This is a genomic window from Streptomyces sp. NPDC036984 (assembly GCF_055607665.1).
In genome coordinates this window covers 172,517-194,729 of sequence record NZ_JBVJRL010000016.1, presented here as the reverse complement: position 1 = coordinate 194,729, position 22,213 = coordinate 172,517, and the positions used below count along the sequence as shown (strand labels likewise).

The following is a 22,213-nucleotide window of genomic DNA, read 5'->3' as shown; positions in this document are numbered from 1 at the left end:
GACCGGCCGGGCCGGTGCCCCGCGGCTATCCTGAGCGCCAGCCGCCGATGAGGAGTGCCGAAGTGACCGAGGCAGTGTCGCGTCCGACGCTGGAGGCCGTGGCCGCGCGGGCCGGTGTCTCCCGGGCCACCGTGTCCCGGGTGGTCAACGGCGGCGACGGGGTCCGCGAGCCGCTGGCCGAACGGGTCCGGCGGGCCGTCGAGGAACTGGGCTACGTCCCCAATCAGGCCGCGCGCAGCCTCGTCACCCGGCGGCATGACGCCGTCGCGGTCGTCATCGCCGAGCCCGAGGCCCGGGTCTTCGCCGACCCCTTCTTCGCCCGCCAGCTCCGCGGCATCAGCAAGGAACTGACCGCGCACGACAACCAGCTGGTGCTGCTGCTCATCGAGGGCCGGGCCGATCACGCGCGCGTGGCCCGCTATCTCGCCGGCGGCCATGTCGACGGCGCGCTCGTCTTCTCCCTGCACCTGAACGACCCGCTGCCCGGACTCATCCACGACGCCGGTGTCCCCACCGTGTTCGGCGGACGCCCCGGCTGGGGCCAGGACACCGCGGCCGCCGGCCCGGCAGGCGCGCAGGCGGGGGAGAACCCGGGCGTGCGGTACGTCGACTGCGACAACCGGGGCGGGGCCCGCGCGGCGGTACGGCATCTCGTGGACCTCGGCCGCCGGCGCGTCGCGCACATCGCCGGCGCCCTGGACCAGACGTCGGCGGTGGACCGGCTCGACGGCTACCGGGACGTGATGGCCGACGTGCTGGGTGAGAGCGATCCCCGGCTGGTCGTGGAGAGCGATTTCACCCCCGGCGGCGGCGAACGCGCCATGCGCGAACTGCTCGACCGCTGCCCGGACGTCGACGCCGTGTTCGCCGCCAACGACCTCACCGCGCTCGGCGCCCTGCGCGTGCTGCGCGAGAGCGGCCGGCGCGTGCCCGAGGACGTGGCCGTGGTCGGCTTCGACGACATGGTGCCGGTGACCGAGCAGACCGACCCACCGCTCACGACGGTCCGTCAGGACATCGAGGAGATGGGCCGGCTGATGACCCGCCTGCTGCTCCAGGGCCTGCCCGGCGCCCGCGACCGGGACGGCACGACGCCCGGCGCCCAGGCCACACTGCCGCCCGCGGTGATCCTCCCGACGACCCTGGTCCGCCGTGCCTCCGCGTAGCTCCTGCCCGGGTCGACCAGGCCGGTCTTCGGCGGCCCGGCCCCCGGGCGGCCGACGCGGTTCAGCCCTGCGGTGACTCGCTCCTGATCACCGCGAAGCGGACCCCGTACGGATCGGCGAGCTTGGCCATACGGCCCACGCCCTCCACGGTCGTCGCCGGCATCCGCACCCGGCCGCCGAGGCGCTGCGCCTGCTCGACCACGGCGTCGGTGTCCTCCACATCGAAATACGGCAGCCAGTACGCGCCGCCCTCCGCCTCGGCGGCGGCGTCGGCCAGCGGCACCATCCCTCCGAACATCGCGTCCTCACCGGCACCGGACGGATTGACACAGGTGTACGTCCCGCCCGGGAAGGGCACCGCGGAGGTCTCCAGGCCGAGCACCTTGTTGTAGAAGGCGGCGGCTGCCGCGATGTCCGGCGTGTACAGCTCGACCCAGCACAGCGCGCCCGGCTCGTTCGCCACGTCCACGCCCTTGGTCCGCCCCGGCTGCCAGATCCCGAACGGCACGCCCGCCTGGTCGGCGAGGATCGCCATGTGGCCCTGGCCCATCACGTCCATCGGCTGGAACAGCACGTTGCCGTGGGCCTGTTCGGCCGCCTTGGCGGTGGCCTGGGCGTCCTCGCTCCGGAAGTACACCGTCCAGGCCGGCGGACCCTGCTCGGGGCCGGTCTGCATGCCGCCCGCGACGGTCTTCCCGTCCAGCTGGAAGAAGCCGTAACCGCCGGCTTCCGGTCCCGCCGACTGGAACCGCCAGCCGAAGAGAGCGCCGTAGAAGGAGATGGCGCCGTCGATGTCGGGACTGCCGACGTCGATCCAGTTGGGGGCGCCGTTGACGAAACGGGTGGTGAGCATCTCGGCCCTCCTCGAAAGGGGTCCCGTCCTGTGCACTGCCGAGTCTGGCACCGCCCACTGACAATCGCCGCCGGACCGCCCGGACACGCCGGGCCGCCCCGCTCTCACCCAGCGTGACAGCACGCGTTCTCCGGGTTTTCACACCGCTCCGCGCGCCGCCGTGCACGCGCGGGGTCAGCGGGAGCATCATCGACGCGGCCGGAGGGCCCCGGCCGCGCCGTTGAGCCGGCGTTGATCGAACGTTTTTCGGCCTGGGGCAGGCTCCTGGCCATGCACTTCGAAGCGATCACCCCGGCCGACGAGACCTGGCAGGCGCAGGCCCTGTGCGCGCAGACCGGGCCGGACTTCTTCTTCCCCGAGCCCGGCAGCTCGGTGCGCGAGGCGAAGCGCATCTGCGCGATGTGCGAGCTGCGCCCGGCCTGCCTGGACTACGCGCTGGCCAACGACGAGCGCTTCGGCGTCTGGGGCGGCCTCTCCGAGAAGGAGCGCCTGGCTCTTCGGCGCACCGCCCCCTGACGCCGTCCGGTCACGCAGCAGAGAAGGAGCGCCTGGCTCTTCGGCGCACCGCCCCCCGACGCCGTCCGCTCACGCCGCTCGCGGCCCTGCGCTCCGGCGCCGCCGCCTGAGGCCGTCTCTGCGGTCCGGCGTCCCCTCCGCCGCCGGACGACCGCTCACCCGCGCGCGGGGCGTCAGGCTCCGGCGCGCGCTGCCATGCGGGCCTTCCGCGCGGCCAGCTTCTCGTCGAACTTCGTGGCCTCCGCGTCCAGCCCGCCCATGAACAGCCCGAGTTCCTCCTGCGCCTGGCGCCCCTCGGGGCCGAGACCGTCGATCTCCATGACCTTCAGGAAGCGCAGCACCGGCTGGAGCACGTCGTCGTGGTGGATGCGCAGGTTGTAGACCTCGCCGATCGCCATCTGCGCGGCGGCCCGCTCGAAGCCGGGGATGCCGTGGCCGGGCATGCGGAAGTTCACCACGACGTCCCGGACCGCCTGCATGGTGAGGTCGGGAGCGAGCTCGAAGGCGGCCTTGAGCAGGTTGCGGTAGAAGACCATGTGCAGGTTCTCGTCGGTCGCGATGCGGGCGAGCATGCGGTCGCAGACCGGGTCACCGGACTGATGGCCGGTGTTGCGGTGCGAGATCCGGGTGGCGAGTTCCTGGAAGGCGACGTAGGCGATCGAGTGCAGCATCGAGTGCCGGTTGTCGGACTCGAAGCCCTCGCTCATGTGGGACATCCGGAAGCGTTCCAGCTTGTCCGGGTCCACCGCGCGCGAGGTCAGCAGGTAGTCCCGCATCACGATGCCGTGGCGGCCCTCCTCGGCCGTCCAGCGGTGCACCCAGGTGCCCCAGGCGCCGTCGCGGCCGAAGAGCGAGGCGATCTCGTGGTGGTAGCTCGGCAGGTTGTCCTCGGTGAGCAGGTTGACCACGAGCGCGATGCGGCCGACCTCGGTCACCTTGGACTGGTCCTTGTCCCAGGCCTCCCCGTCCTCGAACAGGCCCGGGAAGTTCCGCCCGTCGGCCCACGGCACGTACTCGTGGGGCATCCAGTCCTTGGCGATTGCCAGGTGGCGGTTCAGCTCCTTCTCGACCACTTCCTCCAGCGCGTACAGCAGTCGCGCGTCGGTCCAGACGGACGGGCTGCCGAGGTGGGGAGAAGCGATCGTCATAGGAACTCCAGGGGGACGAACTACGGGGGAGAGAAGGTGGTGGTCCGGCGAGCGGTGCCGGAACCTACGTGATCGTAGGCTACGAAGCCGTAGGTTACGAAGCCGTAGGTTAAGTGTGCTGTAAAGAATCGCTGATCAGCCCACCCGGACGGGCCCGCGCGGGCATGCCGGACAGCCCCGGGACCCGCAGGTCCCGGGGCTGTCGGAAAAAGGGGATCACCCGATCAGGCGTACAGCTCCCGCAGGCGCACCGAGAGGCAGGTCACACAGCCCTCCAGCTTCTCGAACTCGCTGATGTCGACCGTGACCACGTCATGGCCGAGGTCGGTCAGCAGCTCCGCCGTCTTCGGGGCGCTCGCCGCCATCAGCAGCTTGCCGCCGCCGAGCAGGACCACGTGCGCGCCGGACTCCTCCGGCACCGACAGGAAGCCCGGGAACAGCGACGGCCGGTCCACCTGCGGGATGTGCCCGATCACCGTGCCGTCGGGCAACGCGGTCACGGCCGACTTCAGGTGCAGCACCTTGCTCACGGGGACCGACACCACGCGGGCGCCCAGCGGTTCGAAAGCCGCCCGCACCTGCTGCACGCCGGCCGCGTTGGTCCGCCCGCTGCGGCCGACGTACACCGTGTCGCCGACCTTGAGGACGTCACCGCCGTCCAGCGTGCCCGGATCCCATATCCAGTTCACCGAGCAGCCGAGGCGGGCCACCGCCTCCTCGACGCCGGCGGTCTCCTCCCGCCGGGACTCGGCGCCGGGCCGGGTGATCAACGCCACGTTCTTGTACATGACCACGGTGTCCTCCACGAACACCGAGTCCGGGCAGTCGTCGGCGGGTTCGACCTCGATCGTCTCCCAGCCGTGCGTGCGGAGGGCCTCGACATAGGCCTCCCACTGCTCGCCGGCGAGCCCGACATCGACCTTCTCCCGCTCGACGTGCGTCACCAGGCCGTCGGCGAGGCGGGGGCTGGGGCGGCGGACGAGGGCCTTCTTGCTGGGCACGAGGGGCCTTTCGTATCGGTTGTGCGATGGTGCGGTGTCCGGCGCCGGTCACAAGGCGCCGGTCCGTCATCATGCAGGGCGCTCCGGCCAGGACAAAACCCTCGTTGTCAGGCTGTGCCCCTCCTGAGACCCCCACCGGGCGGTCAGGCCGGATCCCCGAGCGCCTCGCGCGTCGTCTCGGTCAGCTCGCCTCCCTCCATCAGCAGCCATCGCGTGATCCCGATCGACTCCAGGAACGGCAGGTCGTGGCTGGCGACGATCAGCGCGCCCTCGTACGACTCCAGGGCCGAGATCAGCTGCCGGACGCTGGCCATGTCGAGGTTGTTGGTCGGCTCGTCGAGCAGCAGCAGCTGAGGCGCGGGCTCGGCGAGCATCAGCGCGGCGAGCGCCGCCCGGAACCGCTCACCGCCCGAGAGGGAGCCCGCCATCTGGTCGGCCCGCGCGCCCCGGAACAGGAAGCGGGCGAGGCGCGCCCGGATCCGGTTGTTGCCGGCGCCCGGCGCGAACCGGGCCACGTTCTCGGCGACCGACAGGCCGTCGTCCAGTACGTCCAGTCGCTGGGGCAGGAACCGCAGCGGGACGTGCGCCGTTGCCGATCCGGCCACCGGCGCCAGCTGCCCGGCCACCGTCCGCAGCAGCGTCGTCTTGCCGGCGCCGTTGCGGCCCACGAGCGCGATCCGCTCCGGTCCGCGCAGATCGAGAATGCCCGCCACGCGCGCGTGGTAGGCCATGTCCAGGTTCTCCAGGGTGAGCACCTGCCGGCCGGGCGGTACGGCCGTGTACGGCAGGTCGACGCGGATCTCGTCGTCGGCCCGTACCGCCTCGACCGCCTCGTCCAGCCGATCCCGGGCCTCGGCGAGCCGCTCCTCGTGCATGATGCGGTGCTTGCCCGCGGACTCCTGGGCGGCGCGTTTGCGTGCACCCATGACGATCTTCGGTTCGCGCTTGGAGTCCCACATCTTCTGCCCGTACCGCTTGCGGCGGGCCAGTTTGACCTGGGCGTCGGTCAGTTCACGCTTCTGCTTGCGCACATCGGCCTCGGCGACGCGGACCATCCGCTCGGCCGCCTCCTGCTCGACGGCCAGGGCCTTCTCGTATGCCGAGAAGTTGCCGCCGTACCAGGTGACCTCTCCGGAGCGCAGCTCCGCGATCTGGTCGACCAGGTCGAGCAGTTCCCGGTCGTGGCTGACCACGACCAGCACCCCCGGCCAGGAGGCGACGGCCTGGTACAGCCGCCGGCGTGCGTACAGGTCGAGGTTGTTGGTGGGCTCGTCGAGCAGCAGGACGTCGGGGCGGCGCAGCAGCAGCGCGGCGAGCCGCAGCAACACCGACTCGCCGCCGGACACCTCGCCGACGGTCCGGTCCAGGCCGATGTGGCCGAGGCCGAGTTCGCCGAGGGTGACCAGGGCGCGCTCCTCGACGTCCCAGTCGTCGCCGAGGGCCTCGAAGTGCTCTTCGGCGACGTCGCCCGCCTCGATGGCGTGCAGGGCGGCGCGCCGGGCGGCGATGCCGAGGGCTTGGTCGACGCGGAGCGTGGTGTCGAGCGTGACGTTCTGCGGGAGGTGGCCGATCTCGCCGGCCGCCTTGACGGTGCCGTCGGCCGGGACGAGTTCCCCGGCCAGCAGCTTGAGCAGGGTTGACTTGCCCGATCCGTTGACGCCGACGAGCCCGGTCCTGCCGGGGCCGAAGGAGATGTCCAGGCTGTCGAAGACGGCGGTGCCGTCGGGCCAGGTGAAGGACAGGGACGTGGCGGTGAGGGAAGCAGACATGGGCGCCTCGCGGGAAAGGTGCGGTCGGGTGGACGCGTGTCGAGACACCGCGAGGCGGAAACCGAAGGGCAGGGGCACGGAAGAGGCCACGAAAAAGGGCCTGTGCCCGAGGACGGCTCGGACGCCGAGGTCGTACGCCGCGCACACCTCACCGGTGCGACGCGGTGCCTCAGGACCTCAGACGAGCAACGTCCTTCTCCAATCGACGGCAACAGAACCGCTGTACACCGTACGAAGGGCGGGGAGGGGCGTCAACGCAATTAACCGCGGGGCGCTGCCGAGCGTCGGACAGGCGACGCGCCGGACGCGCTCCTCACGCGCGCGTGGCGCTCAGCAGGCGTCCCGCATCAGCTCGGCCAGGTCGTGGTCCAGGTCGAGCTGGAGGTGCTCCAGGCCGACGGGCACCAGTTCGTTGGCCGCCTCCAGGAACCGCCGTATCTCACCGGAGCGCACATGCACGATCGCGGTGCCCTCCGGGGCGTGGAACTCCAGCACCGTGCGGTCGTAGCCGTACGGGCGCACGCGCACGTCGCCATGGCCCTCCGGGCCGTGCAGCCCGGCCGTGAGCAACTCCCGGGAGAAGGTCCAGCACACGTCGACGCCCTCCAGGGTGGCCGGGGCGGGGAACGTCATGCGGACGGCGAACGGGTCGCGCCGGTCGTAGCGCAGCGTGGCGGGAATGCTCGGCATGCGCGGTGCGGCGGCGACGAGACGGGCCTCTACGGGCTGCTCGATGACGGTGGACAACGCCTTGCTCCCTCGTGACGGCTGGACTACGCCCGGGTGTGCGGCACCCGGCACTGGAAGAGACGACGGAAACGGCCGATGCGTGCACACGCGGAACGAGTGACCTCGGTCACCGCCTTCATGCACAGGTACGGTCTTCCTGCACAGGAAACGCACGGGCAACCCACGGCGGTTCCCGCCCGTTTCCCTTGGCGCACGGCGCCGGAGGCCCTCTGGACGGGGCCGGGGGAGGGGGGCTAGCTTCGCCCGCCATGAGGCGCTTGGGGAGCACGCGACGCAGGGGACGGGTGAACCGGCTGGTGGCGGCGGGGGTGGCGTGCGGGGCGGCACTGGCCGCGCTGACGGTACCGACGGCCGAGGCCGGGCCCGGGGAGCAGAAAAGCGCCGGGCAGGCGAGCGTGCACTGGGCGGCGAAGGACCCCGGCACCCCGCAGATCCGCTTCCGCGGTCTCGCGGCCGTCGACCGGCACACCGCCTGGCTGGCCGGCACGGGCGGTACCGTGCTGCGCACCACGGACGCGGGAGCGAGCTGGCGGAACGTCTCCCCGCCGGGGGCGGCCGACCTCCAGTTCCGGGACGTGACCGCGTTCGACGCGCGACGCGCGGTGGTGCTGGCCATCGGTGAGGGCGAGGCGTCGCGCGTCTACCGCACCGACGACGGCGGAGCCACCTGGACGGAGTCCTTCCGCAACACCGATCCGAAGGCGTTCTACGACTGTTTCGCCTTCTTCGACCGCCGCCACGGCCTCGCGCTCAGCGACCCCGTGGACGGCAGGTTCCGCCTTCTGTCCACCGCCGACGGCGGACGCTCCTGGCGCGTGCTGCCCTCGGCCGGCATGCCACCCGCGCTGGACGGCGAGGCGGGCTTCGCCGCGAGCGGCCAGTGCCTGGTCACCTCGGGCCCGCGGGACGTCTGGCTGGCCACCGGCGGTGGTGCCCACGCGCGCGTACTGCACTCCGCGGACCGCGGGCTGACCTGGACGGCGGCCGACACGCCGATCCCGGCGGGCGATCCGGCGAAGGGCGTCTTCGCGCTCGCCTTCCGCGACCGCACCCACGGCATCGCGGTCGGCGGCGACTACCGGCCCGACCAGCCCTCGCCGCGGTCCGCCGCGGTCACCGCCGACGGCGGCCGCACCTGGCGGCCGGCCGCCACGCCGCCGCCCGCCTACCGCTCCGGTGCCGCCTGGCTCCCGCACAGCCGCACCGCCGCGCTGGCCGTCGGCCCGACGGGCACCGACCTGACCACCGACGGCGGCCGCGGCTGGCGGACGATCGACACCGGCTCGTACGACACCGTGTCCTGCACGCCCGACCTGAGCTGCTGGGCGGCCGGCGAGCAGGGACGGGTGGCGCGGCTGGAGCGGTGAGGTAAGTGCCCGGAACGCGGGTACTCGTTCCCCGTCGCAAAGGAAGGGAGCGATCATGCCAGCCGGTTCCAGCCCCAAGCGCGAGCGTCAGTACGAGCACATCAAGAAGAGCGCGCAGGACCGGGGCGAGAGCACCAAGCGCGCCGAGGAGATCGCTGCGCGAACGGTGAACAAGGAACGCGCCCGCTCCGGCGAGTCCAAGACCGCCAGCCGCAGTTCCACCCAGGACATGTCGTCGAGCAAGCGTGGCGGTCAGCGGTCGGGCAACCGGGTCGGCTCGCAGGGCCCGACCCGCGACCAGCTGTACAACGAGGCGAAGCAGCGCGGCATCGAAGGCCGTTCGAACATGAACAAGGACCAGCTGCAGCGCGCGCTGAACGCCAAGAAGGGCTGAGTCGCCCGGTCGTGAGGTGGCTCGGGGGAGGTGTTGCACGACAGCAGGGTCACGACGGAAGGGTGAGGCCGTGGGTCCGTCTCCCACGCGGCAGGGACGGCCGCCGGGAGGCGGACCCGCCGTCGGGTGCGGCGCCGCACCCCGGCGCCGCACTCGACCCCGCCCTCCGAAGCCATCCCCTGAGGCCACCCTCCGACGGCGTACCCCGACGGCGCACTCCGACGCGCACGAACATGATCACGAGCCCACCCCGCCGCGACGACGGCCCGCGGCGGGCCCGTACAGTCGGCCGGCATGACGATCGTTGGCGTACCCGCGGGCTGGCCCGCGACCGAGGAAGAGGCCCGCGCCCTCCAGGACGAACTGCGCGGACGGGTGGTGCTCGACGAGCCCGGACCGCCGCCCGGCACGGGCCGCGTCACGGGGGTCGACGTCGCCTACGACGACGACCTGGACCTGGTCGTCGCGGCGGCCGTCGTCCTGGACGCCGCCACGCTGGACGTCGTCGCGGAGTCGATGGCCGTCGGCCGGGTCTCCTTCCCGTACGTGCCCGGTCTTCTCGCCTTCCGGGAGATCCCGACCGTCCGGGCCGCCCTGGACCGGCTGCCGTGCCCGCCCGGGCTGGTCGTGTGCGACGGCTACGGGCTCGCCCACCCGCGCCGCTTCGGCCTGGCGAGCCATCTGGGCGTGCTCATGGACCTGCCGACCATCGGTGTCGCCAAGAACCCGTTCACGTTCGCGTACGACGAACCGGAGCCCGCGCGGGGCAGTTCCGCGCCGCTGCTCGCCGGGACCGAGGAGGTCGGGCGCGCCCTGCGCACCCGCGACGGCGTCAAGCCGGTCTTCGTGTCCGTCGGCCACCGGGTGGGCCTGGCCGCCGCCCTGGCCCACACCCTGGCGCTGACTCCGCGATTCCGGCTGCCGGAGACCACGCGCCGGGCGGACGCCCTGTGCCGGCTAGCCCTTCGGGAGGCGGCACAGGGCTTGGCCGGCGGCCCGGTTCAGGACTCGACGACCCGCCAGGCGCCGACCTCCTGATACGCCGAGTCGTAGACCGCCGAACCGTCGCCGGGTTCGAGGGGGTAATGGCGCAGGTTGCCGCCCCAGTAGCGCAGGATGCGCTCCAGCTCCGCCACCCGGTCCTGCGCCGCCGCGCCGTCGTCCACGGTCACCTCGAGCACGAATTTCACGTCCGCTCCGCCTCCTCCAGATCTTCCGGCATGGGCCTCCATGCTCTCAGTCACGCACCTGCCCGTGCCGGGGAGACCGTGAGCGCGGCGGCCGGAGCGGTGGCGGCGGCTACCGGCTCGCCGCCACCCGGAAGGTGATTTCGGCGGCGCGCAGCCGCTCGGTCAGGGCGTCGCCCATCGCCTGGGCGGTGGTGACCTGACCGGCCGTCGGCGGCAGGTCGTCGAAGGCCAGGCACAGGGCCGCCTCGGCGAACATCTTCGCCGTCTCGTCGTATCCGGGATCGCCGCCCGCGACCTCCGTGAACACGCGCCGTCCGCCGCCCTCGCCGACGAACCGCACGGCGAACCAGCTCTTCGCCCGCTTCTCCGCGCTCGGACCGTCGCCCGGCTTGAGCCGGTCCGAGAGCCAGCGCCGCGCGGGCGGCAGCTGGGCCGCGGCCGTCACCGCGCCGACGGCGGCGACTCCGCCGAGAGCGACGGGCAGGCGCTCGACGGCGGCGTAGTGGCGGTAGCGGAAGTCCGGGCCGTACCGGTCCAGCGCGCGCGCCGAACGGCGCACGATCTGCGGGTCGATGGTGGGCAGCGGCAGCGCCCACGCGCCGACCTCCGGGGCGAACCTCGGCGCGCCTGCCGGAGCCGTCACCCGGCGGCCCGGCAGCCGCGGCTCGTGCCGGGCGCGTTCGCGCGCGGCGGCCAGCATCCGCCCGGCGCGGGCCATCTGGTTCAGTGCCGAGGCAAGGGTGCCGCCGGAGAAGGCCGCGTCGGCGGTCACATAGCCGTCCACGGTCAGCGGTACGCCCTCCGGCAGCTGCCGGACCGTGAAGTACACGCCCAGATCGTGCGGCACCGAGTCGAAGCCGCAGGCGTGCACCAGGCGGGCGCCCGTCTCACGCGCGCGTGCGTCGTGCCGGACGTACGTCAGGTCCACGAACTCCGGCTCACCGGTGAGGTCCAGGTAGTCGGCACCGGTGTCGGCGCACGCGGCGACGAGTTCCTCGCCGTGCAGCACATACGGCCCCACGGTCGTGGCGACCACGCGCGCCTGCTCGGCGAGGGCGCGCAGGGTGGCCGGCTCGTCCACGTCGGCTCGCAGGACACCGACGTCCGCCCCGCCGGGCAGGTCCGCCCGCAGCCGCTCCAGCCGCCGTTCGTCGCGGCCGGCGATCGCCCAGCGGAGGTCCTGCGGTGCGTGCGCGGCGAGGTAGTGGGCCGTGAGCGTGCCGACGAAGCCCGTGGCTCCGAAGAGCACCAGGTCGTACGGACGGTCCGTCCTGCTCATCCTGCTCATGACACCCCTTGGGTTCGTGCGTCCCGTGGTGCAGCCGTCGCGCAGCCCGCGCCGCTGTCGGTGGCCGAGGCTAGCGTGAGGGGTGCGGAGTCCGACGACCAGCCCGGAGGCAGCGGTGGCCGTAGCCAGGAATGCCCGGAAGAAGCGGGAGAAAGCGCGCGCGTCGATGCTCGGCCTGCCGAAGAGCCGCCGCTCGATCGCTCCCGGCCACCTCATAGCGGATGCGGACCTCTGGGCGTCGTAGCCGAAGCGATCACCGTGCCTGCGCGGCCCTTCACTCTCCCGGGTGATGACCGGCGGGCCGGGCATTTGGCTAAGCGCTTGCTCGTTGAGGTCTTGTGTCCGGTGGAACGCGTTCTTAGCATCACCGGTGTTACATCAGTTGTGTCACACACTCTTGGGGGCTGGTCGCATGACAACGGCAGGGACGCCGCCGACGCCGCACCCCGGCCCGCTCTCCGGCGTGCGCGTGGTGGAGCTGGCCGGCATCGGGCCGGGCCCGTTCGCCGCCATGCTGCTGGCCGACCTGGGCGCCGACGTGGTCCGGGTGGACCGTCCGGGCGGCGCGGACCTCGCCATCGACCCGGCCTGCGACGTCACCAACCGCAACAAGCGCTCGATCGTGGTCGACCTGAAGGCGCCGGACGGCCCCGCGCGCGTCCTGGACCTCGCCGAGCGGGCCGACATCCTCATCGAGGGCTACCGCCCGGGCGTCGCCGAGCGGCTCGGCATCGGCCCCGGGGACTGCCATGCCCGCAACCCCCGTCTCGTCTACGGCCGCATGACGGGCTGGGGCCAGGAGGGGCCCCTCGCCCACCGCGCCGGCCACGACATCGCCTACATCGCGCTCACCGGCGCGCTCGGCATGATCGGCCGCCCGGACGAGCCCCCGGCCGCACCCGCCAACCTCCTCGGGGACTACGCGGGCGGCTCCCTCTACCTGGTCGTCGGCGTCCTCGCCGCCCTGCACCACGCGCGCGCGACCGGCACCGGCCAGGTGGTCGACGCCGCCATCGTCGACGGCACGGCCCACCTGTCCTCGATGATCCACGGCATGCTCGCCGCCGGCGGCTGGCAGGACCGGCGGGCCGCCAACCTCCTGGACGGCGGCTGCCCGTACTACGGCACCTACGGGACCGCCGACGGCCGGTACATGGCGGTCGGTGCCCTGGAAGGGAAGTTCTACGCGGAGTTCCTGCGCCTGCTCGGCCTGGAGGATCTGGCCCCGGCCCGCAAGGACTGGACCCGCTGGGGCGAGCTGCGCGAACGGATCGCCGCCGCCTTCGCGTCCCGCACCCAGGCCGAGTGGACCGCCGTCTTCGAGGGCTCCGACGCCTGTGTGGCACCCGTGCTGAGCCTGCGCGAGGCACCGGCGCATCCGCACCTGGCCGCCCGCGGCACCTTCACCGACCATGGCGGCATCACCCAGCCCGCCCCCGCCCCACGCTTCTCCGCGACCCCCACCACCGTCCGCACCGGCCCCGCCCGGCCCGGCGCGGACACCGAGGCGGTCGCCCGGGACTGGGGCATACCGGCACGCCAGACCGGCGCACGCCCCGACCTGGTCACCGACGGCGACTGACCCTGTCCACCCCGCTCGGCCCACCCTCCCGAAAGGCATACCAGTGAGCACCGAAGCGTACGTGTACGACGCGATCCGCACCCCGCGTGGCCGCGGCAAGGCGAACGGCGCCCTGCACGCCACGAAGCCCATCGACCTGGTCGTCGGCCTCATCCACGAGATCCGCGACCGGCTTCCCGGCCTGGACCCGGCCGCCATCGACGACATCGTGCTCGGCGTCGTCGGCCCCATCGGCGACCAGGGCTCCGACATCGCTCGGATCGCCGCCGTCGTCGCCGGACTGCCGGACACGGTCGCCGGCGTGCAGGAGAACCGCTTCTGTGCCTCCGGCCTGGAGGCCGTCAACCTGGCCGCCGCCAAGATCCGTGCGGGCTGGGAGGACCTCGTCCTCGCGGGCGGCGTCGAGTCCATGTCCCGGGTCCCGATGACCTCCGACGGCGGCGCCTGGTTCAACGACCCGATGACCAACCTCGACGTCAACTTCGTACCGCAGGGCATCAGCGCCGACCTGATCGCCACGATCGAGGGCTTCTCCCGCCGGGACGTGGACGAGTACGCGGCCCTGTCCCAGGAGCGCGCCGCCGCCGCGTGGAAGGAGGGCCGCTTCGACCGCTCGGTCGTCCCCGTGAAGGACCGCAACGGCCTCGTCGTCCTCGACCACGACGAGCACCTGCGCCCCGGCACCACCGCCGACTCCCTCGCCAAGCTGAAGCCGTCCTTCGCGGACCTCGGCGACCTGGGCGGCTTCGACGCGGTGGCGCTCCAGAAGTACCACTGGGTGGAGAAGATCGACCACGTCCACCACGCGGGCAACTCCTCCGGCATCGTGGACGGCGCCTCGCTCGTCGCCATCGGCTCCAAGGAGGTCGGCGAGCGCTACGGCCTCACCCCCCGCGCGCGGATCGTCTCCGCGGCCGTCTCCGGCTCCGAGCCGACCATCATGCTCACCGGTCCAGCCCCCGCCACCCGCAAGGCCCTGGCCAAGGCCGGTCTCACCATCGACGACATCGACCTGGTCGAGATCAACGAGGCGTTCGCCGCGGTCGTGCTGCGTTTCGTCAAGGACATGGGCCTGTCCCTGGACAAGGTCAACGTCAACGGCGGCGCCATCGCCCTCGGCCACCCGCTCGGCGCCACCGGCGCCATGATCCTGGGCACGCTCATCGACGAACTCGAGCGCCAGGACAAGCGCTACGGCCTCGCCACGCTCTGCGTGGGCGGCGGCATGGGTTGCGCCACCGTCATCGAACGCCTCTGAACTCCCCGCGGAACCAAGCCACTTCAACGGAGACGACTGTCATGAGCGAGAGCACCACCATCCGCTGGGAGCAGGACGACACCGGTGTCGTCACCCTCGTCCTGGACGACCCCGACCAGTCCGCGAACACCATGAACCAGGCCTTCCGGGCCTCCATCACGGCCATCGCCGCGCGCGCGGAGGCCGAGAAGGACTCCATCCGCGGCATCATCTACACCTCCGCCAAGAAGACCTTCTTCGCGGGCGGCGACCTCAAGGACATGATCCGGGCCCGCCCCGAGGACGCCCAGCAGGTCTTCGACACCGCGACCGAGATCAAGAACGCGCTGCGCCGCATCGAGACCCTCGGCAAGCCGGTCGTCGCCGCCGTCAACGGCGCCGCCCTCGGCGGCGGTTACGAGATCGCCCTCGCCTCCCACCACCGCATCGCCCTCGACGCCCCCGGCTCCAAGATCGGCCTGCCCGAGGTCACGCTCGGCCTGCTGCCCGCCGGCGGCGGCGTCACCCGCACGGTACGCCTGATGGGCATCGCGGACGCGCTGCTGAAGGTGCTGCTCCAGGGCACGCAGTACTCGCCGCGGCGCGCCCTGGAGAACGGCCTGGTGCACGAGGTGGCCGCCACGCCGGAGGAGATGCTGGCCAAGGCCCGTGCCTTCATCGACGCCAACCCCGAGTCGCAGCAGCCCTGGGACAAGCCCGGGTACAAGATCCCCGGCGGCACCCCCGCCCACCCGAAGTTCGCCGCCAACCTGCCCGCGTTCCCGGCCAACCTGCGCAAGCAGACCAACGGCGCACCCTACCCGGCCCCGCGCAACATCCTCGCCGCGGCCGTCGAGGGCTCCCAGGTCGACTTCGAGAACGCGATCACGATCGAGACCCGCTACTTCACCGAGCTGGTCACCGGGCAGACCGCGAAGAACATGATCCAGGCCTTCTTCTTCGACCTCCAGGCGGTCAACTCCGGCGCCAACCGCCCCCAGGGCATCGCGCCCCGCCAGGTCCGCAAGGTGGCCGTGCTCGGCGCCGGCATGATGGGCGCCGGCATCGCCTACGCCTGCGCCCGCGCGGGCATCGACGTCGTCCTCAAGGACGTCTCGCCGGAGGCGGCCGCCAAGGGCAAGCGCTACTCGGAGCAGCTGTGCGCCAAGGCCGTCGCCAAGGGCCGTACCAGCAAGGAGAAGGCGGACGCGCTGCTCGCCCGGATCACCCCCACCGCCGAGGCGGCCGACCTCGCGGGCTGTGACGCGGTCATCGAGGCCGTCTTCGAGGACACCACGCTCAAGCACAAGGTGTTCCAGGAGATCCAGTCGGTCGTCGCCCCCGACGCGCTGCTGTGCTCCAACACCTCCACGCTGCCGATCACCACGCTCGCCGAGGGCGTGGAGCGCCAGTCCGACTTCATCGGGCTGCACTTCTTCTCGCCGGTCGACAAGATGCCGCTGGTCGAGATCATCAAGGGCGAGCGCACCGGTGACGAGGCCCTCGCGCGCGCCTTCGACCTGGTCCGACAGATCAACAAGACGCCGATCGTCGTCAACGACTCGCGCGGCTTCTTCACCTCCCGGGTGATCGGCCACTTCATCAACGAGGGCGTCGCCATGGTCGGCGAGGGCATCGAGCCCGCCTCCGTCGAGCAGGCCGCCGCCCAGGCCGGCTACCCGGCCAAGGTGCTCTCCCTCATGGACGAGCTGACGCTCACCCTCCCGCGCAAGATCCGCAACGAGTCGAGGCGGGCCGTGGAGGAGGCGGGCGGCACCTGGACGGAGCACCCGGCGGAGGCGGTCATCGACCGCATGGTCGACGAGTTCGGCCGCACCGGCCGCAGCGGCGGCGCCGGGTTCTACGACTACGCGGAGGACGGCACGCGGGTGGGGCTGTGGCCGGGCCTGCGCGAGCACTTCAAGAAGCCCGGGCACGAGATCCCGTTCCGGGACATGCAGGAGCGCATGCTCTTCTCCGAGGCGCTCGACACCGTACGCCTGCTGGAGGAGGGCGTCCTGACCTCCGTCGCGGACGCCAACATCGGCTCCATCTTCGGCATCGGCTTCCCCGGCTGGACCGGCGGTGTGCTCCAGTACATCAACGGCTACGAGGGAGGGCTGCCCGGATTCGTGGCACGCGCGCGTGAACTGGCCGAGCGCTACGGCGACCGGTTCACCCCGCCCACGCTGCTCGTGACGAAGGCCGAGCGCGGCGAGGTCTTCACCGACGCCCGCTGACGCACCTCACCCGGACGGCGTGCCCCGGGACGTCTCCCGGGGCGCGCCGCGCCTCGGGAGACGCCACCTCCGGGGCCGCCGCGCCCGGGGGACGCGGCTCAGGGGCGGGCGCCCGTCGTCACTCGGCCGCTCGGTCCGCCGCGCTGTCCAGCCACTGGCGCAGTTCCTCCTTCAGCGAGCGCTGAAAGGTGGTGAGCAGCGCCTGCACCACGAGCGGGTGCATATGGGACGACAGCGACTTCACGTCCCGCGTGTCGCGTTCGGCCACGGCCTCGCGCAGCAGGTCCGACAGTTCGTGCGCCGCCGCGCGCGCGTGGCCGGTCAGGACGGTCCGCGCGGCCAGGATCGTCTCGTGCGACAGCGGGACGTCGAGGAGCTGCGTCGCGAGCCGCAGCAGACCGGAGTCCACGCGGAAGGACTCTCCGTCGGGCGTCACCACGTTCATCGCGGTCAGCCGGTCCACGTCCGCCGCGGCCAGCGGGCGGCCCGCCCGCCGCTCCAGCTCCGCGCGGGACACGGTCTCCACGGTGTCCGGTGCCCAGGAGGCGACCACCGCCCGGTGGATCGCCAGATCGTGCGGCCCGAGGTCCGCCGGCAGCTGCCGCAGATGCCGTTCGATCGCCGCGAGGGTCATGCCCTGGTGCTGCATCTCCTCGATCAGCGCCAGCCGGGCCAGGTGCTCGCGGCCGTAGCGGCCCACCCGGCGCGGTCCGATCACCGGTGGCGGCAGCAGCCCCTTGGTGCCGTAGAAGCGGACCGTGCGGACCGTGACGCCCGCCCGCGCGGCCAGCTCGTCGATCGTGAGGGTGGGCTCCCCGGTGTCGGTCGTCATGTGCAGCAGTATCGCTGTCTCACCAATGGTGTGAAACCCGGGGGAAGCCCGTGACGAGGGTGTGAGAAGAACCGCTCTGTGACGTGGACCACCGCATATCGGGTGAGCCCTCTGGGAAGCTGCCGTCTTGGTCTGTACCGCGACACAAGGGTGGTGCGGGCCGAGAAAGTACGGACACCCGGGCCCACGAGGTCCGGGCGCACCAGAAAGTGGTACCACCCGTGAGCAAGGACGCCGTGCAGTCGGCACAGGCCGCAGCCCATCCCCAGGTGGCCCAGACGCCCGCGGACGCGGGCGACGCCGGTTACAGCAAGGACCTCAAGGCCCGCCACGTCAACATGATCGCCATCGGCGGCGCCATCGGCACCGGACTCCTCCTGGGCGCCGGCGGACGTCTGCACAACGCAGGCCCCGCACTCGCCCTGGCCTATCTGGTCTGCGGCGTCTTCGCCTTCTTCGTCGTCCGGGCGCTGGGCGAGCTGGTCCTGTACCGCCCGTCCTCCGGCTCCTTCGTGTCGTACGCGCGCGAGTTCCTCGGCGAGAAGGGCGCCTATGTCGCCGGCTGGATGTACTTCCTGAACTGGTCGACCACCGGCATCGCCGACATCACCGCGATCGCGCTCTACACGCACTACTGGAGCATGTTCACCTCCATCCCGCAGTGGGTGCTGGCGCTGATCGCCCTCGCGGTGGTCCTCGCGGTGAACCTGATCTCGGTGAAGATCTTCGGCGAGATGGAGTTCTGGTTCGCGATCATCAAGGTCGCGACCATCGTCGGCTTCATGCTGATCAGCGTCTTCCTGCTCGCCACGCAGCACAAGGTGGGCGGCCACACCCCCGGCCTGAGCATCATCACCGACAACGGCGGCGTCTTCCCGCACGGCGTGATGCCGGTCGTCCTGGTCATGCAGGGCGTGATCTTCGCCTACGCCGCCCTGGAGCTGGTCGGCGTGGCCGCCGGTGAGACCGCCGAGCCGGAGAAGGTCGTCCCGCGCGCGGTGAACTCGATCATGTGGCGTGTGGGCCTGTTCTACGTCGGCTCGGTCGTACTGCTCGCGCTGCTCCTGCCCGGTTCGGTCTACTCCGCCGACCAGAGCCCGTTCGTGACCGTGCTGTCCAAGATCGGTGTTCCGGCGGCCGGTGACGTGATGAACCTGGTCGTGCTGACCGCCGCCATGTCCTCGCTCAACTCCGGCCTGTACTCCACCGGCCGCATCCTGCGCTCCATGGCCATGGCCGGTTCCGCGCCGAAGTTCACCGCCCGCATGAACCGCAGCCAGGTCCCCTACGGCGGCATCCTGCTGACCTGCGCGGTCTGCGTGCTCGGCGTCGGTCTGAACTACCTGATGCCGAGCCAGGCCTTCGAGATCGTGCTGAACGTCGCCTCCCTCGGCATCATCAGCACCTGGGTGATCATCATGCTCTGCCACATGCTGTTCGTCCGCCGCGCCCGCGCGGGCCTGGTGGCCCGGCCGCACTTCCAGCTGAAGTTCAGCCCGGTCACGGAGATCGCCACGATCGTGTTCCTGCTGGTCTGCCTCGGCATGATGTGGAACGACCCCGACGTCGGCCGCAAGACCCTGTTCCTCATCCCGCTGATCGCCGTCATGCTGGTCGCCGGCTGGTTCGGAGTCCGCCGCCGGGTGGCCAAGAACGCCGACCAGGAGCTGGCCGAACTCACGAAGTAGCAGCTCAGAGCCACTGTCAGTGGCATCGCCTACGGTGGCGTCATGTCGGAGATCACGTATGTCCGGGGTGACGCCACCGTGCCGTCGGTCAAGGGCGCCCAGGTGATCGCCCATGTCTGCAACGACATCGGCGGCTGGGGCAAGGGCTTCGTCCTGGCGCTCTCCCGGCGCTGGCCGGAGCCCGAGGCGGCGTACCGCGCATGGCACCGCGACCGCGCGCGCAACGACTTCGGACTCGGCGCCGTCCAGCTGGTGCGGGTCGGCCCGCAGCTGTGGGTGGCCAACATGATCGGCCAGCGCGGCGTCAGAACCGGCAGCAAGGGCGCGCCGGTGCGCTACGAGGCGATCGACACCGCCCTCGGCCGCCTCGCCGACGAAGTGACCGAACTCGGCGCGTCCGTGCACATGCCCCGCATAGGCTGCGGCCTGGCGGGCGGGAAGTGGTCCCGCGTAGAGCCGCTCATCACCGAGCGCCTGGTGCGCCGGGGGATCGGGGTGACGGTGTACGACCACGGGGAGAGCGGGGGATGACCGTGCAGGCGGACACGACGGATGTGCTGGTGCTGGGCGGTGCCGGCGTGGACACGATCATCCGGGTCCCCGAACTGCCCTTGCCGTACGCCGACAGCTACATGATCGACTCCGGGATCCGCGCCCGTGCCGGGCAGACCGGCGACTTCGTCGCGCTGGGCCTGGCCGCGCTCGGTCTGCGCACCCACCACCTCGATCTGCTCGGCGACGACCCCGAGGGCGACCTGGTCCGCGCCCTGCACCGCGAGCACGGCATCGCCCTCACCGCGCTGCCCCAGCCGGCCGGGACCAAGCGGGCGGTCAACCTCGTCGCCCCGGACGGCCGCCGCCTGTCGCTGTACGACACGACCCGCGCCCGCCCCGGCGACCGCTTCCCCGAGGCGACCCTGCGCGAGCTGGCCACCGCGAGCCGGCATGTGCATGTGACGATCACCCAGCCGTGTGCCGACGCCCTTCCGGTCCTGCGCGAGACGGGTGTGCCGCTCTCCACGGACCTGCACGACTGGGACGGTGAGAACCCGTACCACGAGCCGTTCGCCTACGCGGCCGACGTCGTCTTCCTGTCGGCCGCCGCCCTGGCCGACCCCGAGCGGACCGTGCGGCGGATCGCCGAGCGGGGCCGGGCCGAGGCCGTCGTCGCCACCGCCGGTGCCGCGGGCGCGTATCTGCTGGCCGGCGGGGAGCTGACCCGGATACCGGTGGCGGAGCCGCCCGGGCCGGTGGTGGACTCCAACGGCGCGGGGGACGCCTTCGCCGCCGGGTTCCTCTACGGCCGCCTCGCGGGCGAGCCACCGCTCCGGTGCGCTCGGTACGGAGCGGTCGCGGGCGCGTACGCCTGCACCGTCCCGGCCTCCCGCGCGGACGCGATCACCCGGGCCGGCCTCCTGGAACAGGCCGTCGAGACGGAACAGCCGACCGGCATCGAGTGACCGGCCGGGCCCGAACGGTTGGCTGAAAGCGAGCGGTCGGCCGGGCCAGGACAGCCGGCCGGGACTGAGCGGTCGGCCGGGCTCGCGTTGCCGGCCCGGCCGAACCCATGAGGTGTCAGTGGCGGTGCGCGTCGTTCGTTGCCTCGATCTTCTTCCAGGACTTCGGCTGTGCCACCGCCGTGCCCGTCTTCACCAGGGCGCGGACGGCGGAAGCGGCCGGCTTGGACGGCTGGAACAGCCAGCTGTCGAACAGCGTCGCCAGCGGCTTGCCGGACACCTGCTCGGCGTACTTCTGGAAGTCGGCCACCGAGGCGTTGCCGTAGGCGTGCTCCTTCGGCCAGCCCTTCAGGATCGCGAAGAACGCGTCGTCACCGATCTCGTTGCGCAACGCCTGGATGGCGAGGGCGCCCCGGTCGTACACGGCGATGTCGAACTGCCCGTCCGGGCCCGGATCGCCGGGCCGGACCGTCCAGAACGCGTCGTCGGCCGGATGCGAGGCGTACACGTAGTCGGCGAGCTGCTGCGCGGTGCCCTCGCCCTCGTGCTCCGACCACAGCCACTGCGCGTACCGGGCGAATCCCTCGTTGATCCAGATGTCCTTCCAGCCCTTCAGCGACACGTAGTCGCCGTACCACTGGTGGGCCAGCTCGTGCACGATCAGGGAGGTGCTGGAGCCGTTCGCGAACTGCCTCGGGCTGTAGAAGACCCGGGTCTGCGTCTCCAGGGCGTACCCGGTGGTGGTGTTCGGCACATAGCCGCCCACCGAGCTGAACGGATACGGCCCGAAGTAGCCGCTCAGCCAGTCCACGATCTCCCCGGAGCGCTCCAGGCTGGCCCGCGCCGCCCCGTCGCTGTCGCCGAGGTCCTTGCTGTAGGCGTTGACGACAGGCACCCCGCCGTCGGAGGTGCCGGTGGTGATGTCGAACCTGCCGAGACCGAGCGTGGCCAGGTAGGTGGCCTGCGGCTTGTTCTCCCGCCAGTTGTAGCGGGTCCAGCCCAGCTTCGAACTCGTCGACTGGAGCGTACCGTTGGAGATGGCCTGGGTGCCGTCCGGCACGGCCACCGACACATCGTAGGTGGCCTTGTCGGTCGGGTGGTCGTTGCTCGGGAACCACCACCAGGCCGCCTCGGGCTCGTTGGCCGCCACACCGCCGTCGGGCGTGCGGTGCCAGGAGGTGAAGCCGTAGGCGCTCTTCGTCGACGGCACCCCGCTGTAGCGGACCACGACCGTGATCGACGCGCCCTTGGCCAGCGGAGTCTTCGGGGTGACGACCAGTTCGTGCTGGCCGGACGTCGAGAAGGACGCCTTGGCGCCGTTGACCCGCACCTCGCTGACGTCCAGCAGGAAGTCCAGATCGAAGCTGGACAGGTCCTGCGTGGTCTTGGCCAGGATCGTCGCCGTGCCCTGCAGCTGGTCCGTCTTCGGCTGGTACTGAAGCCTCAGGTCGTAGTGCGAGACGTCGTAGCCGCCATTGCCGTAGTACGGGTAGTAGGGATCGCCGATGCCCGGTGCGCCGGGGGAGTAGCTCGCGGCCGATGCCGGGATCGCCAGCAGGACGGAGGCCGCCGCCAGTGCGCCCGGCGCGATGATTCTGCGGTGCACGTCAGCTCCAAGTCGTCGGGACTGTCAGTCCGTTCGGAGTGGTCTGTTCGGAGCCTATTCAGTCCCTGGTGCTCCTGACCTGTCCATGGCACCTGCTGTCACACGATCGCCATTCAGCCGTCACGAGCC

20 protein-coding genes are annotated in these 22,213 nt (G+C 71.9%); 11 read left to right on the top strand and 9 right to left on the bottom strand.

All coding sequences use genetic code 11. The annotated features are described in order from the left end of the window. Positions 1-62: 62 nt before the first annotated feature. A complete protein-coding gene (locus ACZ7DL_RS27255; protein WP_470777930.1) occupies positions 63-1,166 on the top strand; it encodes a LacI family DNA-binding transcriptional regulator in 1,104 nt (367 codons plus the stop codon). Positions 1,167-1,227: 61 nt separating this feature from the next. Here ACZ7DL_RS27255 and ACZ7DL_RS27250 read toward each other — a convergent pair whose 3' ends face one another. Continuing rightward, complete coding sequence (locus tag ACZ7DL_RS27250; RefSeq protein WP_470777928.1) at positions 1,228-2,019, bottom strand: VOC family protein; 792 nt, start codon at positions 2,017-2,019, stop codon at positions 1,228-1,230. Positions 2,020-2,289: 270 nt separating this feature from the next. Between ACZ7DL_RS27250 and ACZ7DL_RS27245 the strand changes: the two genes are divergently transcribed. Further along, positions 2,290-2,535, top strand: coding sequence for a WhiB family transcriptional regulator (locus ACZ7DL_RS27245; RefSeq protein WP_470777926.1), 246 nt, complete (start codon positions 2,290-2,292; stop codon positions 2,533-2,535). A 173-nt stretch (positions 2,536-2,708) separates the two neighbouring features. Here the strand turns inward: ACZ7DL_RS27245 and ACZ7DL_RS27240 are convergent, their stop codons facing one another. The 4 genes from ACZ7DL_RS27240 to ssgD form a co-directional block, all read right to left on the bottom strand. Then, the gene (locus tag ACZ7DL_RS27240; RefSeq protein ID WP_470777924.1) at positions 2,709-3,683 is read right to left on the bottom strand and encodes an acyl-ACP desaturase; all 975 of its coding nucleotides are present in this window, start codon (positions 3,681-3,683) and stop codon (positions 2,709-2,711) included. A 224-nt stretch (positions 3,684-3,907) separates the two neighbouring features. Then, positions 3,908-4,684, bottom strand: coding sequence for a dimethylargininase (ddaH, locus tag ACZ7DL_RS27235; RefSeq protein ID WP_470777922.1), 777 nt, complete (start codon positions 4,682-4,684; stop codon positions 3,908-3,910). Positions 4,685-4,827: 143 nt separating this feature from the next. Beyond that, positions 4,828-6,453, bottom strand: a complete 1,626-nt coding sequence (locus ACZ7DL_RS27230) for an ABC-F family ATP-binding cassette domain-containing protein (RefSeq protein ID WP_470777920.1) — start codon at positions 6,451-6,453, stop codon at positions 4,828-4,830. A gap of 330 nt (positions 6,454-6,783) precedes the next feature. Next, positions 6,784-7,200: a spore wall synthesis regulator SsgD gene (gene ssgD / locus ACZ7DL_RS27225; RefSeq protein WP_470777918.1), complete on the bottom strand. Its 417-nt coding sequence runs from the start codon at positions 7,198-7,200 to the stop codon at positions 6,784-6,786. A 251-nt stretch (positions 7,201-7,451) separates the two neighbouring features. On the opposite strand from ssgD, the gene ACZ7DL_RS27220 reads away from it, so the two are divergent. From ACZ7DL_RS27220 to ACZ7DL_RS27210, 3 genes are all read left to right on the top strand, one after another. Then, positions 7,452-8,570 (top strand): WD40/YVTN/BNR-like repeat-containing protein, encoded by a 1,119-nt coding sequence (locus ACZ7DL_RS27220; RefSeq protein WP_470777917.1) that lies wholly within the window; start codon positions 7,452-7,454, stop codon positions 8,568-8,570. A gap of 55 nt (positions 8,571-8,625) precedes the next feature. Next, positions 8,626-8,964: a plasmid stabilization protein gene (locus ACZ7DL_RS27215; RefSeq protein WP_470777915.1), complete on the top strand. Its 339-nt coding sequence runs from the start codon at positions 8,626-8,628 to the stop codon at positions 8,962-8,964. Positions 8,965-9,258: 294 nt separating this feature from the next. Next, positions 9,259-10,002 (top strand): endonuclease V, encoded by a 744-nt coding sequence (locus ACZ7DL_RS27210; protein WP_470777914.1) that lies wholly within the window; start codon positions 9,259-9,261, stop codon positions 10,000-10,002. Here the strand turns inward: ACZ7DL_RS27210 and ACZ7DL_RS27205 are convergent. Both ACZ7DL_RS27205 and ACZ7DL_RS27200 read right to left on the bottom strand, forming a co-directional pair. Then, on the bottom strand, positions 9,966-10,154 hold the full coding sequence (locus ACZ7DL_RS27205) for a hypothetical protein (RefSeq protein WP_470777912.1): 189 nt from the start codon (positions 10,152-10,154) through the stop codon (positions 9,966-9,968). The genes ACZ7DL_RS27210 and ACZ7DL_RS27205 overlap by 37 nt on opposite strands. A 109-nt stretch (positions 10,155-10,263) precedes the next feature. Continuing rightward, on the bottom strand, positions 10,264-11,442 hold the full coding sequence (locus ACZ7DL_RS27200; RefSeq protein ID WP_470777910.1) for a saccharopine dehydrogenase family protein: 1,179 nt from the start codon (positions 11,440-11,442) through the stop codon (positions 10,264-10,266). Positions 11,443-11,854: 412 nt separating this feature from the next. On the opposite strand from ACZ7DL_RS27200, the gene ACZ7DL_RS27195 reads away from it, so the two are divergent. From ACZ7DL_RS27195 to ACZ7DL_RS27185, 3 genes are read left to right on the top strand one after another with little or no spacing between them, the layout of a single operon-like run. After that, positions 11,855-13,024, top strand: coding sequence for a CaiB/BaiF CoA transferase family protein (locus ACZ7DL_RS27195; protein WP_470777908.1), 1,170 nt, complete (start codon positions 11,855-11,857; stop codon positions 13,022-13,024). Between the two features lie 43 nt (positions 13,025-13,067). Then, complete coding sequence (locus ACZ7DL_RS27190; protein WP_470777907.1) at positions 13,068-14,282, top strand: acetyl-CoA C-acetyltransferase; 1,215 nt, start codon at positions 13,068-13,070, stop codon at positions 14,280-14,282. 41 nt (positions 14,283-14,323) lie between these two features. Beyond that, positions 14,324-16,501: a 3-hydroxyacyl-CoA dehydrogenase NAD-binding domain-containing protein gene (locus ACZ7DL_RS27185; RefSeq protein WP_470777905.1), complete on the top strand. Its 2,178-nt coding sequence runs from the start codon at positions 14,324-14,326 to the stop codon at positions 16,499-16,501. 118 nt (positions 16,502-16,619) lie between these two features. Here ACZ7DL_RS27185 and ACZ7DL_RS27180 read toward each other — a convergent pair whose 3' ends face one another. After that, the gene (locus tag ACZ7DL_RS27180) at positions 16,620-17,333 is read right to left on the bottom strand and encodes a MerR family transcriptional regulator (RefSeq protein WP_470777903.1); all 714 of its coding nucleotides are present in this window, start codon (positions 17,331-17,333) and stop codon (positions 16,620-16,622) included. 221 nt (positions 17,334-17,554) lie between these two features. Between ACZ7DL_RS27180 and ACZ7DL_RS27175 the strand changes: the two genes are divergently transcribed. Genes ACZ7DL_RS27175 through ACZ7DL_RS27165 form a run of 3 tightly spaced genes read left to right on the top strand, consistent with a single transcriptional unit; the run spans position 17,555 to position 20,481 of the window. Further along, a complete protein-coding gene (locus ACZ7DL_RS27175; RefSeq protein WP_470777901.1) occupies positions 17,555-19,021 on the top strand; it encodes an amino acid permease in 1,467 nt (488 codons plus the stop codon). Positions 19,022-19,063: 42 nt separating this feature from the next. After that, positions 19,064-19,552, top strand: a complete 489-nt coding sequence (locus ACZ7DL_RS27170; RefSeq protein WP_470777899.1) for a macro domain-containing protein — start codon at positions 19,064-19,066, stop codon at positions 19,550-19,552. Beyond that, a complete protein-coding gene (locus tag ACZ7DL_RS27165) occupies positions 19,549-20,481 on the top strand; it encodes an adenosine kinase (protein WP_470777897.1) in 933 nt (310 codons plus the stop codon). Before ACZ7DL_RS27170 ends, ACZ7DL_RS27165 begins: the two co-directional genes overlap by 4 nt. Positions 20,482-20,596: 115 nt before the next feature. Here the strand turns inward: ACZ7DL_RS27165 and ACZ7DL_RS27160 are convergent, their stop codons facing one another. Continuing rightward, positions 20,597-22,084, bottom strand: a complete 1,488-nt coding sequence (locus ACZ7DL_RS27160; protein ID WP_470777895.1) for a M1 family metallopeptidase — start codon at positions 22,082-22,084, stop codon at positions 20,597-20,599. Between the last annotated feature and the right edge of the window lie 129 nt (positions 22,085-22,213).